We start from the raw sequence: 13651 nt of genomic DNA, 5'->3' as shown, positions 1-13651 counted from the left end.
GCAGAAACGCATGTTGTTCCTTTACGCAGGTATTCTCCTAAAACCGGCCCTGCCCTGTAGCCCGCCGGTATGAATTGTATAAATGACAGAGCCTTTACGAAAGTAAGCATTTTTAATCATCTCAAGCAGGCCAAACATCATTTTCCCAGTGTAGACGGGCTCTAAAGGGATGGCATATTGGTCTTCGAAGGCCTTCATAAACACAATCAAATCATCTTTGACCTTTCCATATCCACCAAAATGATAGTGGTTTATCATGTCCCAATTGCCAAAAGCGCTTAGGCTGTATTGCTGTTGCAGCGCTATTATTTCTTCGGTAAGGAAATTGCCTTTCAACGCTGAGAAGCCAAGTATTTGCCCCTGTCCCCTCAGGCAGTCTATGCATCCAGCCATCGTGCCACCCGTTCCCACCGGTAAAGCCAGATAGTCATACTGAGTATCTATTCGACTGACCATCTCCGCCGTTCCTTTTATAGCCAGGTCGTTGGTGCCACCCTCGGGAATGAGAAAGAAATCACTGAATAGCATCCTCATTTCATCGGCAAATGAAGCAAATTCCTTCTCTCTGTATTTGGCTCTTGATATCCGGTGTATGACCATTCCATTTTTGACCGCTTGCGCCAGGGTGGGGTTGGTCAGGTCGGCATCCTCGCCTCTGATGACACCAATCGACTTCAGCCCAACGGCCTTGCAAGCGGCTGCAGTAGCGGCGATGTGGTTAGAGAACGCCCCACCGAAGGTCAGCAATGTGTGGTGGCCGAGTTTGTCGGCTTCCAGAAGGTTATATTTTAGTTTCCAGTACTTATTTCCCGAAATGTGAGGATGGTTTAAGTCTTCTCTTCGTACAATGAGTTGTACGCCAGCCTTTTCAATAAAAGGTGCCTTAATTTCAATCTCGGGAACAGGCTGCGCTGCTGGATAAATCATTGATTCAAAATTGGCAGAACTTCTGTGTATTTTTGCACCATGAGCGAAGAAATTGATTTGGGAGAAGATTTTTTGGATGAAGAAGGTGAGCTTTTTGAACACCACAGGATTGTGGTGGATAAAAAGCAGAGCCCTGTGCGAATAGATAAGTACTTGACTGACAGGCTTCCCAATACTACCCGCAACAGAGTACAAGATGCCATTCGGGATGAGTTTGTTCAGGTAAATGAAAAGGCTGTAAAGCCAAACTATAAGATTCACCCGGATGACGTGATCACGGTTTCACTGCCTGAGCCTCCCAGAGACACTGAAGTGGTGCCCGAAAACATTCCACTTAATATTGTGTATGAAGATGAGCACCTGCTTGTGGTTAATAAGCCCGCTGGCATGGTGGTTCATCCGGCGTTTAATAACTGGTCAGGCACACTTGTAAATGCCCTTACCTACCACTTTCAGCAGCTTCCGGAAATGAAAGGCAACGAAGGGCGGCCAGGCTTGGTGCATAGAATCGATAAAGATACCAGTGGACTGCTGGTAATTGCCAAAACAGAGCTTGCCATGAACTCTCTGGCCAAACAGTTTTTCGACCACTCTATCGAACGCACATACTATGCCCTGGTGTGGGGCGTGCCTGAGCAGGAAAAAGGTACTGTTGATGTCTTTCTCGGAAGAAGCCTGAAAGACCGCCGGGTTACAACAGCCTTCCCCGATGGTGACTTCGGCAGAAATGCTGTCACGCATTATGAGATGCTGAAGGATTTGAGGTATGTAGCGCTGATCAAGTGCAACCTGGAAACGGGCCGCACTCACCAGATCAGGGCACATATGAAGTACATCGGGCACCCGATATTCAACGACGCTACCTATGGAGGTGACAGGGTAGTGAAAGGCACCATTTTCACCAAGTACAAGCAATTTGTGGACAACTGCTTCAAGCTGATACCCCGACAGGCCTTACATGCCAAGTCGCTGGGGTTCATACACCCTGCCACCAAAGAGTTTGTGCAATTTGAATCCGATTTGCCGGAAGATTTCACTTCTGTAATCGACAAATGGGAGCACTACCTACAGTATAATTAGACCCCCACTAAAACTTTTTCTGCTTCTATTGTGACTTTTCTGCTGATCTCCTGATTTTAATAGGAAAGTTGGTTCTTTTGAAAGAGGAGACTCACATAGAAAACGCACGATCGGACTACAACGAAGAAGAGCTCCTCCTTCTTTCGAAGAAAAATATTGACCATTTCGGCAAGATTTATAACCAGCAATACGACTCGATTTTCCGATTTGTCTTGCGCAAAACGGACGACGATGAGTTGGCAGCCGACCTTGTTTCAGAAGTGTTTCTCAAGGCCATGCTGGCAATAAAAAGGTTTCAGTACAATGGTGTGCCCTATCAGGCCTACCTGATGAAAATAGCCAGAAACGAGGTGCTGGCCCACTATCAGCGAACAAAGAAGCGGATGGTGATCAGCATTGATGAGACCAACCTGAGAGAGATTCTGCAGAACGAGGTAGATGTAAAAATGGAGGCTGAAAAAGTGATCAGCCTTATCGACCTGCTCGATGAGGACGAAGTGGCCATTCTGGACCTCAAGTTTTTTGAAGGGAAGGCATTTTATGAGATCGCTTTCATCCTCGAAAAGAATGAGAGCACAGTGAAGATGAGGTATTACAGGGCGTTGCAAAAGTTAAAAGAAAAGGTGTCGGGGCAATGAAGAAGTACGATATACGGATACGGAGGGGAGCTTTTCAGGAAAAGCGGACGTCGAGGTACAAAAACTTCGACCAGCTGAGCCGTCGGTACAAGAAGGAACGGATCAAACAGGTGATGACCAGATTGTTCTATTTACTATTTCTGGTGGCAGTAAGCGTAGCACTCTTTTTTCTATTTCGATAACCGTAAACTTTAAACACTACAAAAATGGAAGCAAAGAAAAACCCCCGGGCAGATGTACAGCGCCGATACGGCCTGCACCTGTCGATTGGATTTATGGTAGCCCTGGCGCTGGTAGTCACGGCTTTTGAGTGGCGCACAGCGTATGAGCCGCCGATAGCGCCAGAAGAATTTGTGGATAAGTTCATTGTGGTTGACGAAGCACCGCTGACAAAAATTCCGGAGCCCCCAAAGCCCAAGATTGTTATGCCAGAGATAATTGAAGTACCAAATAACGAGGAACTAGACGAACCCCCAGTAATTATTGATATGGAAAAGGCCGAAGAGATCGGTGACATACCATTTTTGGAAGAGCCACTCCCAGTAGAAGTAGCCCCGGAGTTTGTAGACTATGCCGAGGTAATGCCCGATCCAGTAGGCGGCATGGCTGATTTCATGGCATTCCTGGGAAAGAATATCAGGTACCCAAAAAGCGGCATCAGAAACGATATTCAGGGCAAGGTCTATGTGCAGTTCATTGTAGATGAGCAGGGCAACCTGACGGACTTAAAGGTGATTAAGGGCATCAACGAAGACTTCGATAGCGAGTCGCTGAGGGTGCTTTCCAAAGCACCTGCGTGGAAGCCAGGCAGGCAGGGCGGGCGGCCCGTCAAAGTGAGGATGGTGCTGCCGATTATTTACAAGCTTCATTAAAGTACATGAGAAGGGCTGGCGATCCCAGCCTTTCTCATTAAGGTCAGGTGCCGCTCCATTTAATTGTACAGCCAATGGCTTTGGTAAGCGTTACAGGAACTTTCTTGCTGGAAATCAGCGCATCTACGGCATCTTCTACATACTTCTTGTCAGCCTTATCCGAGTCCTGGTGGTTGTTGTCGATGGCGCCGATATAAGCGACCCTAAGCTTGCCACTTTTTTTATTCAGCAAAAAAACATGAGGCGTTCGGGCAGCACCATAAGCACGGGCTATTTCCTGGGTTTCATCAAGCAGGTAAGGGAAGCTAAAGCCTTTCGTTTTGCTGTTGGCCTGCATCGCTTCAAACGAATCGCCGGGCGACAGCGAGCCGTTGTTGGGCTGAATGGCAATGACCGGATAGCCATCTCCCTTGTATTTTTTGTCAAGAGCAATGATCCTTTGCTCGTACAGCTTGGCATAGGGGCAGGTGTTACAAGTAAAAACCACAATAAAGCCTTTAGCCTCTTTGTAGTCTGACAGGCTTACTGAGGCACCGTCCACATTTTTAAGCTGAAAGTCCCTGGCTATATCTCCTACCTCGTATCCCCCATCAAAAGGTGCGGCACTGATCTGAACAATGGCCAGCAACACTAGCAAACTGATTGTCTTTTTCATAGTAAGCAGGGTTTAGTTTATAAAAGCTTCAATAACCTCAGACAGTTCCCCTTCTTTAAACGTCTTTTCATAGAACTGTTTTTTGCCGGTTTTTGAGTTCACAATGAGTGTCGCCGGAATGGCCCCCGACCACGAAGGAGAGACTTTATCTATAAACGAATTATAATCGGTTTCGTCTAGCAAAAGCACTCTTGAGTGAAGGTCATTTTTATCAATGAACTTTTGTACTTTCTTTTCAACATCCTTGCCGAAGTCAAAGCTGACCAGAATAACAGAAACCCCTTTGTCTCTGAATTGACTGTCAGCAGCTTCAAAATAGCCTATTTCTTCTACGCACGGTTTACACCAGGTAGCCCAAAAGTTAATGACTTTGATACCATCCTCTTTGGCATTGATAATAGCCCCCAGCTGCGGATACTTTATTACCTCTACATCTTGCGCAATGGTAGCACTGGCACCGAATAGAAAAAATAACAAAAGTACTGAGCGTGGCATACCACAATTTACGAATTATACGTCAGTAATGTTTTTGTCAACGAAGCGATGTGGATCTTAACCCCACAGATATCCACATTTAGTAAGAGTTATCCACATCCGCTCGCTGCCCTTTCCACAAGAGTTTGATTATCAATAGAATATAAAAGTACTCCGAATGGAAACCTCGTGGATAAGTTCGCCCGTTTTCCACAAATACGGTTACTCTTCCTGGTTTTGACGGATGAGTTTGCTGCGGTAGGCGCTGAAAATACTGGATTTAGAGACGAAGCCGATGTACTTCCCGTTGTCGATAACCGGAAGATTCCAGGCCTGCGAAATTTCGAACTTGTTCATCACGCTTTGCATTTTTTCATTAGAAGAGACAAATGCCGGAGGCGCTGTCATCCAGGTTCTCACAATAATGCTTTTTCGGGCCTCTTCGTTGAACATGATCTCTCTCACATCGTCCAAAGTGATGATTCCTTCCAGCTCACCCAGGTCATTCACAACAGGGAAGATATTGCGCCTCGACTTCCTGACCAACTTCACCAGGTCATCCAGTGTGGCATTTGGATGAATGGTTAAAAGATCAGTTTCCACTATTTTCTCAAGCAGTATCTGGCTAAGTACGAGCCTGTCTTTGTCGTTGGGGATGAGGTCGCCCTTTTCCACAAGGTGCTTGGTGTAAATGGAATATTTTTCGAAATAGGAAATAGTGCTATACGATATAGCGGAAACCAGCATCAATGGAACGAACAACGTATAGCCGCTTGTGATTTCGGCAATAAGGAAGATGGCCGTAAGCGGGGCATGCAACACGCCGCTCATAACGCCACACATGCCCACCAGCGTAAAATTGCTCAAACTCAGGTTGGTAAATGGAAATACCTGCGTGATGGTGCGGGCGTAAAAGTAGCCAGTAACGCCACCCAGGAAGAGGGAGGGAGCGAAGATACCACCGCTGCCACCAGCGCCAATGGTGGTGGCAGATGCGATTGGCTTGAGGAGCATGACTGCAAACAAGAAGAAGATGATGATAAGCCCGTTCTCCCTGAGGCCATAAAATAAGCTCCGCTGAAGCACTTCATCTTCGTTTCCATTGAGAAGCGACTTAATGGTTTCATAGCCTTCACCATAAATTGGGGGAAGAATGAGAATGATGAGCGCAAGGGCAGCACCACCCATAAGGGCCCTGTTAAAGTCATTGTTTATTCGGGACAGCTTCCCTTCAACAAAATAGGTGAGCCGGGTAAAGTATAAGGAGACTAAACCGCATGCTACACCAAGCAAAATATAATAGGGGGTATCGGCCGCCGCAAAGGAATCTTTTAGCTGAAATGAGAAAAGGATGTCGTTTCCCAACAACGCTTTTGACACAAGGGAGCCGGTTACCGAGGCAATCAAAATCGGAATAAACAATGAAATGGTGACATCGGCCAGGATTACCTCGATGGCGAATATAACGCCAGCAACAGGTGAGTTGAATATAGCCGAGATGGCACCAGCTGTTCCACAACCTATTAAAAGCGTTCTCTTTTTGTAGTTAAGATGAACAAGCTGGGCAATATTGGAGCCAATGGCCGAGCCTGTGACCACTATAGGGGCCTCCAGCCCCACAGAACCACCAAAGCCAACAGTGATGGCACTGGTGATCATGCGGGAGTACATTTTCGACCTCTTGATGATACTCGAATTTTTGGATATCGAGTAGAGGACGTGGGTGATACCGTGGCCGAGCTTCTCTTTGAGGACGTATTTGGAAATGATCAGCGTGATCACAATACCAATCAACGGATACACCAGATAGGAGAAATTGATATCATACAGATAAAAATTTCTCTCCAGCATTCGTTGAATGAAGTGGACGCTGCTCTTCAACACCACAGCAGCAATGCCTGCAATGGCCCCGACAATCCCAGCCAGGATCAGAATGAAGTTCTTATCGCTGATGTTTCTGAGCCTCCAAATGAGAAATTTCAGAAGCACATCATTTCCTCTCATATCGTCAAATGTACTACAAAATATAAGAGATGTCGACCTTCGATATCAGTTACTTCGCTTGTTCGGCCATCTGCTTAAAGTGAATGTCGTAGAAACGATAGTGTACATAAAACTTATTGCTCGACAAAATCTTTAGGATGTAACTCCAAAGGATTTCATAAGGAATTACTTCCAGGTCTACCTTGATCTCACAAGGGATTTTTGTTCTCTTCAGTTTCGAGAAGTATACCTTGCCCCGGTCTTTGATGGCGTCGTGACTAAACTCATTTTCAGTTACCATGGAGATCAGCCTGATGAAGATGCTGTTCCGGTAGTTTGTTCTCTTGTCCAAATGCTCGGAATTGTATTTCTCAAGCTCCTGAAGCACTGCTTTGAGCTTGATAACTTCCGCATCTCTCAACAGATATAGGAATTGAATAACCAGTGTGCCCACGGCGTAGTTATTCATGTCCTTAGAGTAGTCAGGCACCTTGTTGAGGAACTCCTCAAGGTCAAAGCCCCATTTGAGTAGCTTTTCGTCGTTTACGAAAACAAGGAAGGCTCTGTAAATCAACCAGCGATCTTTGTCCACCTCGTCAAGATGCACGTAGTTCTTGTTGGTTCTGATGGCTCTGAAGGCTTTTCCGGCGTCTTTGTACATCTCCCCTTTCATTAGCAGCAGGAAGTAGTACTCCATGAAGTCAAACCACTCAGGGCTGCCGTTTTTGAAGAGGCTAAGCGCCTTGGTGGCATACGCCTTTCCGTTCTCGACGTCGCCTGTATTGTAGTAGCAATAGATTTTGATCAGAGAAATCTGATTTTTGCTCAAATCGACCTCCACCTCATGGTTGTGCTTGTTGAGGTACTTTTTCTCTATGTCTGTACAAATGGTGAGGTTCTCTTTGAACTTCCAGGTAAGCTGGTTGTAAAGTAACTTTAGCTTGTACGACAACACGTCCAGTCGATTGCTTTTGAGCTGTTTAGCAGCCTCATCTATTTGCTTGATTGTCTTCGGAATAGCATCAATAACCCGCTGCTGCGCACTTACCGATTTATTAATGTTTACCAGGGTGCTAAAGTAAAGCTCCTCGCACTGCCGGGTTATTTTGAGTGTGTTCGTTACAACATCAATTTCGGCCTGAGTTTCAAGGTAGGGAGTCAGCTTTCCCATGTGCGCATATTCGTTCCTCAGAATAATGAGTGCCTCGATTTTTATCTCATGGAATTCAAACTCGGTTGTAGCCCTTATTAATTGGGGGATAAGCCGAATGCCGATTTCTGAAGATCCTTCCATGAAAAGAATCTTCGTTTGATGTAGCGTATGAAGACATTCGTAGGACATCTTGTTGTGCAACGTGTAGATGTCCTTGTCGTAATCCAGAAAGTAAAGATGATTGAGAAGCCGCTGTTTTAGCTTTGTCTTGGCGTTTCTGTAATTTCTGTTGCCAGGATCAGTGTCAAACATTTTCGTGGCTGCATCATCATCGTTGAGAAACTCTCCTGTTATAATCCCCTCATAAAGTTGATTGTCTTTTGAGATTTCCTTCTTTCGAAAATTCTGGTTAACGAGCTGTATGCTTCGCTGACCTTTCTTTTTTGCAATTTCAATGAGCTTAACTAGTTCTTCCATTATAATGTGCTAATACGTAAAGAGTACAATTTGTGAAAACAATAGAGTATACTGATTCAAGTGCCGAATTTTACCCCAAAACAGCAAAACAGTCGTAGGATAAAGCCTTCTAGAGATTAAATTAAATAAATTATAACGGATTCAAGGGTTTTATGCTAAGAATTAATTTACAGAGCGTTTGGTAAACGGGAGAGCGAGAACCCCAGCATGGATTTCTGCCAACTATCGGATGACTTGAACACACGGAATAGAGAAACAGCATATTGGAAAAGTACAAAAAATAAATGTTAACAATTATTGTAAGAAATGTAACAGCAAAACTAGAGATAAGCCTATATTTGCCCCCCAAAATAAATAGCACGGCGTTGGTTGATAAATTTAAAATTAGATTTGAGTGCGTTAAGGCGCCAAAACCATTTGTTGGTTTAAACGGATATGAACAGGGTTCGGTTTACCAGGGAAGGAAGTATAATGGAATGTACGAAATTTCTGTGAAATGGGGAAACGGCGAACAGACCAAACTTATTGAACGTAAACTCTTTAGCGAGTTTTTTCAAGAGATAGATTTAAATGAAGATAACAAGGATAAAAGAAACATGTCTATATGTGTCTGACCTTGAGGCTACCCGGAAGTTCTACCACGAATGCCTGAGCCTGCCGGTCATTGCAATGGTGCCCGGCCGTCATGTTTTTTTTGACGTCGGAGACACAGTGTTGCTCTGTTTCGATGCATCGGCCACACGAAATGAAAAGGTGCTGCCGCCACATTATGCTGAAGGCAAGCAACACATAGCATTTGAAGTGCCGGCGTCGACGTATGACAGGTGGAAGGCTGCACTGCTAAAAAAGGGTGTCGAAATAACGCACGAGCAGAAGTGGAAGGAAGAAATTTACTCTTTCTACTTTGAAGACCCCGATGGGCATGTGATTGAGATTGTGCCCCCGGGGCTTTGGTAGAAGATACTAGTTGCTCTGGAGTACGCCGAGCGCTTCTTCCACGAAATCAAAGGTGGTAAGTACATCTGGCTTGCCATCAACAATGGCTACATCATGCTCGTAATGGGCCGAAGGCCTGTTGTCGGCAGTAATAATTGTCCAGCCGTCCCGGAGTTGCTTTACCCTTCTTGTGCCCATGTTGATCATGGGTTCGATGGCTATTACGAGACCTTCTTTGATTTTTGGACCACTCCCTCTTCTTCCGTAATTGGGTACTTCGGGAGATTCATGCATTTTCTTGCCCAGGCCATGCCCTACAAGCTCCCTCACCACGCCGTAACCATTGGCTTCGGCATGCGCTTGAATAGCAAAACTAATGTCACCAATTCTGTTGGAGGAAGTGGCCTGCTCAATGCCCAATGCGAGGCATTCTTTGGTCACCCTAAGAAGCTTTTTAATCTCGTCTGACACCTCTCCCACCATAAAAGTATAGGCCTGGTCTCCATAGTAGCCATTTTTCAGCACCCCGCAGTCAATTGAGATGATATCGCCCTCTGCGAGTGGCTTGCCCGAAGGAATGCCGTGCACAACCTGCTCGTTGAGCGACATACACAAGGAGTTGGGAAAATCATAAAGACCAAGAAACCCCGGAATAGCTTTATGATCTCTGATAAATTCTTCAGCAAGTTTGTCGAGATGCAGAGGCGTGACACCCGGTTGTACTTCTTTTGCCAGCATACCCAGTGTGCGTGAAACCAGCTGGGCACTTATTCTCATTAGCTCAATTTCCTCTGCGGTCTTGTATTGAATCATATAAATCAGAATCTCTCAGTAATCAATATCGGCCCGGCACCAGGGCCTGCCTTTCAAAAAGACCACAAAGATAAGCTAAATAATCCTCAAAAGGTAGCTCTACTCCTTGTGCCAGGGGAAAACAAAAAAGGCGACCTTGTAGCCGCCCTTTCAGTTAAGTAGAATTTTTTATATAATGCCTTCCAGCACATCTTTGATAGGCACTCTTTGTCCATCTTTGAAAGAGACAATCCAGGCATCCTTCACGCCCATTTCCCTGAGATACTTTTTGAAAGCATCAGCTTCATAGTAGTCTTTGAAAACGCCCAGTGTGTACTTGTTCACGTCACCATCTGTTTCCGCACTGAAGTTCTCATTGTCTTTGGCAAACTTGGTGAGATCCTTGTTTTTGAAGGCACCCACCTGTACTTTGAAGACAACACCAACATTGGCGTTGATGCCGGCTGGCTTTGCAGGTGCAGCATTGGCATCCTGAAGTTGCTTTCTGGTTGCTGACAAGTCGGAGCGAAGAGAGCTGATCGTTTCCTGATACTCGCTGATCTGAGAATCTTTGTCGGCCAGTTTGCTGTCAAAGTCAGCTGTTTGATTCTTTAATGTACTTACCTGGCTCTTCAGCGACTGGTTTTCCTCTAATAGGGTTTTATATTGTTCTGGCTCCAGGGACTTAGTCCTTTTCTTCCATTCCTTTTTTTCTTTCTTCGACATCTGTGCCTGAGTAGGCAGCGCTACAGCAAGACCAAAGATAATTGGTAAAAATTTGAAGAGTTTTTTCATCTTAAATTGAAATTTTAATATAACTCGTTAGCAATGTACAAAAATATGTTTGATAATGTCAAATTTCAATTTGCACTATTTCAAGCTGCCAACCATATTTTTAGGCACTACCCACTCATCGAATTGTTCATTGGTAAGAAGTCCTAGCTCAATAGCGGCCTGCCGGAGGGTGGTTCCTTCCTTGTGCGCCTTCTTGGCGATTTTAGCTGCATTTTCATATCCGATATGCGTATTCAGCGCTGTTACGAGCATTAATGACTTTTCCAGCTTGTCTTTTATTTCAGGATGATTAGGCTCGATGCCAATGGCGCAATGGTCGTTGAAAGACTCGCAGGCGTCGCCTAAAAGGCGGGCTGATTGAAGAAAATTCGCAATCATAACCGGCTTGAATACATTCAGTTCAAAATGGCCGTTCATGCCTCCCACGGTAATGGCTGAGTCGTTACCAATGGCTTGAGCGCATACCATCGTCAGTGCTTCACACTGAGTAGGATTCACTTTGCCAGGCATGATGGACGAACCAGGTTCGTTTTCAGGGATGAGGATTTCCCCTATACCACTGCGGGGGCCTGAGGAAAGCATCCGGATGTCGTTGGCAATTTTCATCAGGCTCACAGCCAGCTGCTTGAGTGCGCCCGACGATTCAACGATGGCATCGTGAGCAGCCAGCGACTCGAACTTGTTTTCGGCTGTAACAAAGGGGTGACCTGATATAGCAGCGATTTTTTTCGCCACCAACACGTCGTATCCTTTTGGTGTGTTGAGGCCTGTACCTACAGCAGTGCCACCTAGGGCCAGCTCTGATAAATGAGGGAGGGTGTTTTTCAGTGCCTTGAGTGCATGATCCAGCTGCGACACATAGCCAGAAAACTCCTGGCCCAGCGTGAGCGGGGTAGCATCCATAAAATGCGTCCGGCCAATTTTTACCACATCTTTAAAGGTGGCCGCCTTGGCAGCGAGTGTATCACGAAGCTTCTGAACTTTGGGGATCGTCACTTCAACCACCATTTTGTAACCGGCAATGTGCATGGCGGTGGGGAAGGTGTCGTTAGACGACTGTGACTTGTTGACGTCGTCGTTGGGGTGGATGATTTTCTTTTCATCGAGCAGCTTGCCGCCGTTTATAACGTGGGCCCTGTTGGCCACCACTTCATTCACATTCATGTTCGACTGGGTGCCTGAGCCGGTTTGCCAGATCACCAGCGGAAACTGATCGTCTAATTTCCCTTCCAGCACCTCGTCACAAGCCTTGGAAATGAGCTCCAGCTTGTCTTTTGGCAATACCCCAAGCTCGTTGTTGGCCTGGGCAGCAGCTTTTTTGAGTACGGCAAACGCCCTGATTATTTCAATAGGCATACGGGCGCTGTCTCCGCCGATTTTGAAATTGTCTCTTGATCGTTGTGTCTGAGCGCCCCAATATTTTTCAGCGGGCACCTCCACCGGGCCCATTGTATCTTTCTCTATTCTTATACTCATTGTACTGTTGGTTAATTCTCACGGCTAAATTAGTAAAAACCAAGCCGAATTGACACCTAATTTTCTTACGGCTATTCTATTACATGTGGCAAGAGATGCAAAGAGAATCGCTTTCAGGTTTTTGCGCTTTGCGAATAGATTTTTGGCAAGAGTAAAATAACTTGCAACGTTCTCTCCCGGAATAGAGTCAACAGTATATAATGAGCAGTCAATGAAGAGTAAAATAAAGGTCTATTTTTTGGGAATGTTTTTTTTGATCTCCGGCGTATCGTGCCATGAAAGAGGCCCTGACCCATCACTTTTTAGGTTTTTTGACCAGAAGGGGTTTGTTGAAAATATTGGGAAGAATTTGATCATTCCGTCTTACAAAGACCTGACTGAAAAGAACATGGCCCTGGACACTGCCCTGACTCGCTTAGTCGAACAGCCCGGCAAGAACAACTTACTTGTGGCAAGGCAAAGCCTGAAAGATGCCTGGTTGTCATGGCAGTATTGCCTGCCGTTTGAATTCGGCCCCTCAGAACTGCGTGGCCTGAAGGCTGACCTGAATTCGTTTCCAGCCAACACGACTCAAATAGAGGCAAACCTGAAAAGTACTAGCATTGACTTGAATCTTCCGGAAAACAGCCACGCTAAAGGCTTTGCTACCTTAGACTACCTTCTTAATAATAAATCTATCACGGATGAAAAGTTGCTTGCCACAATCGAAAAAAAGACTGCCCTAAATGGGTATATGCTGGGAGTTGCCGACCAGATTTCGCTGTCGTCAAATTTGGTTTATCGCTCCTGGGATCCGGCCATAGGCGGCGTTTATTACGTCTTTTTTACTGATGACGACGCCCTGGGAGTGAAGGAAGGAAGTTCTGTTTCAGACCTGGTCAATGGCCTTGCGAAAAGCCTTGAACTGGCAGTGACGAAAGCCAAAGTTGGTATTCCTATAGGCGACTATAGCGGTGGACTGGCTGCCCCCGAAGCAACAGAGGGCCACTATGGTGGCTATTCTCTTGAGCTGCTCAAAGCAAGCATCGAAGCATATCAATTGATTTTTACCGGCACTTCAAGAAGTGGAGTAGATGGGTTGGGCTTTGATGAATACCTTAACATCAAAGGGGCCAGGCTTTCTGGCACAGACCAGCAATTGTCCGAGGCGTTGGCTTCAGGCATGGACTCGGTTTTAACCACTCTCCAATTAATGACCGATCCACTCTCAGATCAAATAGTGAACAACCTGCCAGCGGTGCAAGAGCTCAACAATCAATTGAAGGCTTTGTCTTATCTGCTCAAGGAAGAAATGGCTCCGGCCTTAAGAGTAGAGATTACATATTAACGGCCCTTCCTGCCCAACAATTATCCCGCATTTTTTCCAGCGCCTTTATTTGTATTAAATCTAAAT

General features: G+C 45.6%; 15 protein-coding genes. 7 read left to right on the top strand and 8 right to left on the bottom strand.

Annotated elements, in window-relative coordinates; translation table 11 throughout:
- Nucleotides 1-21: 21 nt before the first annotated feature.
- Nucleotides 22-927 (bottom strand): 1-aminocyclopropane-1-carboxylate deaminase/D-cysteine desulfhydrase, encoded by a 906-nt coding sequence (locus RT717_RS23410; protein WP_317488768.1) that lies wholly within the window; start codon nt 925-927, stop codon nt 22-24.
- 39 nt (nt 928-966) lie between these two features.
- Between RT717_RS23410 and RT717_RS23405 the strand changes: the two genes are divergently transcribed.
- From RT717_RS23405 to RT717_RS23390, 4 genes are all read left to right on the top strand, one after another.
- The gene (locus tag RT717_RS23405) at nt 967-2007 is read left to right on the top strand and encodes an RluA family pseudouridine synthase (RefSeq protein ID WP_317488767.1); all 1041 of its coding nucleotides are present in this window, start codon (nt 967-969) and stop codon (nt 2005-2007) included.
- Between the two features lie 77 nt (nt 2008-2084).
- Nucleotides 2085-2645 (top strand): RNA polymerase sigma factor, encoded by a 561-nt coding sequence (locus tag RT717_RS23400; protein ID WP_317488766.1) that lies wholly within the window; start codon nt 2085-2087, stop codon nt 2643-2645.
- Nucleotides 2642-2827 carry a hypothetical protein gene (locus RT717_RS23395; protein ID WP_317488765.1) on the top strand — a complete coding sequence of 62 codons (186 nt, stop codon included), beginning with the start codon at nt 2642-2644 and terminating at the stop codon, nt 2825-2827. Before RT717_RS23400 ends, RT717_RS23395 begins: the two co-directional genes overlap by 4 nt.
- Nucleotides 2828-2851: 24 nt before the next feature.
- Nucleotides 2852-3517, top strand: coding sequence for an energy transducer TonB (locus RT717_RS23390; RefSeq protein WP_317488764.1), 666 nt, complete (start codon nt 2852-2854; stop codon nt 3515-3517).
- A 43-nt stretch (nt 3518-3560) separates the two neighbouring features.
- On the opposite strand, the gene RT717_RS23385 is transcribed toward RT717_RS23390, so the two are convergent.
- The 4 genes from RT717_RS23385 to RT717_RS23370 all read right to left on the bottom strand — a co-directional run bounded on the left by RT717_RS23385 (nt 3561) and on the right by RT717_RS23370 (nt 8259).
- A complete protein-coding gene (locus tag RT717_RS23385) occupies nt 3561-4172 on the bottom strand; it encodes a thioredoxin family protein (protein WP_317488763.1) in 612 nt (203 codons plus the stop codon).
- 12 nt (nt 4173-4184) lie between these two features.
- The gene (locus RT717_RS23380; protein WP_317488762.1) at nt 4185-4667 is read right to left on the bottom strand and encodes a TlpA disulfide reductase family protein; all 483 of its coding nucleotides are present in this window, start codon (nt 4665-4667) and stop codon (nt 4185-4187) included.
- Between the two features lie 201 nt (nt 4668-4868).
- The gene (locus RT717_RS23375; RefSeq protein ID WP_317488761.1) at nt 4869-6650 is read right to left on the bottom strand and encodes a chloride channel protein; all 1782 of its coding nucleotides are present in this window, start codon (nt 6648-6650) and stop codon (nt 4869-4871) included.
- 49 nt (nt 6651-6699) lie between these two features.
- Nucleotides 6700-8259 (bottom strand): hypothetical protein, encoded by a 1560-nt coding sequence (locus RT717_RS23370; protein WP_317488760.1) that lies wholly within the window; start codon nt 8257-8259, stop codon nt 6700-6702.
- Nucleotides 8260-8543: 284 nt separating this feature from the next.
- Between RT717_RS23370 and RT717_RS23365 the strand changes: the two genes are divergently transcribed.
- Both RT717_RS23365 and RT717_RS23360 read left to right on the top strand, forming a co-directional pair.
- Nucleotides 8544-8873 (top strand): hypothetical protein, encoded by a 330-nt coding sequence (locus RT717_RS23365; protein WP_317488759.1) that lies wholly within the window; start codon nt 8544-8546, stop codon nt 8871-8873.
- On the top strand, nt 8866-9216 hold the full coding sequence (locus tag RT717_RS23360) for a VOC family protein (RefSeq protein WP_317488758.1): 351 nt from the start codon (nt 8866-8868) through the stop codon (nt 9214-9216). Before RT717_RS23365 ends, RT717_RS23360 begins: the two co-directional genes overlap by 8 nt.
- Before the next feature lie 6 nt (nt 9217-9222).
- Here the strand turns inward: RT717_RS23360 and map are convergent, their stop codons facing one another.
- The 3 genes from map to fumC all read right to left on the bottom strand — a co-directional run bounded on the left by map (nt 9223) and on the right by fumC (nt 12258).
- On the bottom strand, nt 9223-10008 hold the full coding sequence (map, locus tag RT717_RS23355) for a type I methionyl aminopeptidase (protein ID WP_317488757.1): 786 nt from the start codon (nt 10006-10008) through the stop codon (nt 9223-9225).
- Nucleotides 10009-10176: 168 nt separating this feature from the next.
- On the bottom strand, nt 10177-10782 hold the full coding sequence (locus RT717_RS23350) for an Ezrin/radixin/moesin family protein (protein ID WP_317488756.1): 606 nt from the start codon (nt 10780-10782) through the stop codon (nt 10177-10179).
- A 75-nt stretch (nt 10783-10857) separates the two neighbouring features.
- Nucleotides 10858-12258, bottom strand: coding sequence for a class II fumarate hydratase (gene fumC, locus RT717_RS23345; RefSeq protein ID WP_317488755.1), 1401 nt, complete (start codon nt 12256-12258; stop codon nt 10858-10860).
- Nucleotides 12259-12469: 211 nt separating this feature from the next.
- On the opposite strand from fumC, the gene RT717_RS23340 reads away from it, so the two are divergent.
- Complete coding sequence (locus RT717_RS23340) at nt 12470-13585, top strand: imelysin family protein (RefSeq protein WP_317488754.1); 1116 nt, start codon at nt 12470-12472, stop codon at nt 13583-13585.
- Nucleotides 13586-13651: the final 66 nt, after the last annotated feature.

Source organism: Imperialibacter roseus (assembly GCF_032999765.1).
GTDB lineage: Bacteria > Bacteroidota > Bacteroidia > Cytophagales > Cyclobacteriaceae > Imperialibacter > Imperialibacter roseus.
This window is presented reverse-complemented; position numbering and strand designations above follow the sequence as displayed.

What these genes read in the sequence shown, in the direction of transcription:
- RT717_RS23395 (WP_317488765.1), top strand. Translation starts at nt 2,642, where the DNA reads ATGAAGAAGTACGATATACGGATACGGAGGGGAGCTTTTCAGGAAAAG.
- RT717_RS23350 (WP_317488756.1), bottom strand. Translation starts at nt 10,782, where the DNA reads ATGAAAAAACTCTTCAAATTTTTACCAATTATCTTTGGTCTTGCTGTA.
- RT717_RS23380 (WP_317488762.1), bottom strand. Translation starts at nt 4,667, where the DNA reads ATGCCACGCTCAGTACTTTTGTTATTTTTTCTATTCGGTGCCAGTGCT.
- RT717_RS23340 (WP_317488754.1), top strand. Translation starts at nt 12,470, where the DNA reads ATGAAGAGTAAAATAAAGGTCTATTTTTTGGGAATGTTTTTTTTGATC.
- RT717_RS23365 (WP_317488759.1), top strand. Translation starts at nt 8,544, where the DNA reads ATGTTAACAATTATTGTAAGAAATGTAACAGCAAAACTAGAGATAAGC.
- RT717_RS23375 (WP_317488761.1), bottom strand. Translation starts at nt 6,650, where the DNA reads ATGAGAGGAAATGATGTGCTTCTGAAATTTCTCATTTGGAGGCTCAGA.
- RT717_RS23385 (WP_317488763.1), bottom strand. Translation starts at nt 4,172, where the DNA reads ATGAAAAAGACAATCAGTTTGCTAGTGTTGCTGGCCATTGTTCAGATC.
- RT717_RS23410 (WP_317488768.1), bottom strand. Translation starts at nt 927, where the DNA reads ATGATTTATCCAGCAGCGCAGCCTGTTCCCGAGATTGAAATTAAGGCA.
- RT717_RS23405 (WP_317488767.1), top strand. Translation starts at nt 967, where the DNA reads ATGAGCGAAGAAATTGATTTGGGAGAAGATTTTTTGGATGAAGAAGGT.
- fumC (WP_317488755.1), bottom strand. Translation starts at nt 12,258, where the DNA reads ATGAGTATAAGAATAGAGAAAGATACAATGGGCCCGGTGGAGGTGCCC.
- RT717_RS23390 (WP_317488764.1), top strand. Translation starts at nt 2,852, where the DNA reads ATGGAAGCAAAGAAAAACCCCCGGGCAGATGTACAGCGCCGATACGGC.
- map (WP_317488757.1), bottom strand. Translation starts at nt 10,008, where the DNA reads ATGATTCAATACAAGACCGCAGAGGAAATTGAGCTAATGAGAATAAGT.
- RT717_RS23370 (WP_317488760.1), bottom strand. Translation starts at nt 8,259, where the DNA reads ATGGAAGAACTAGTTAAGCTCATTGAAATTGCAAAAAAGAAAGGTCAG.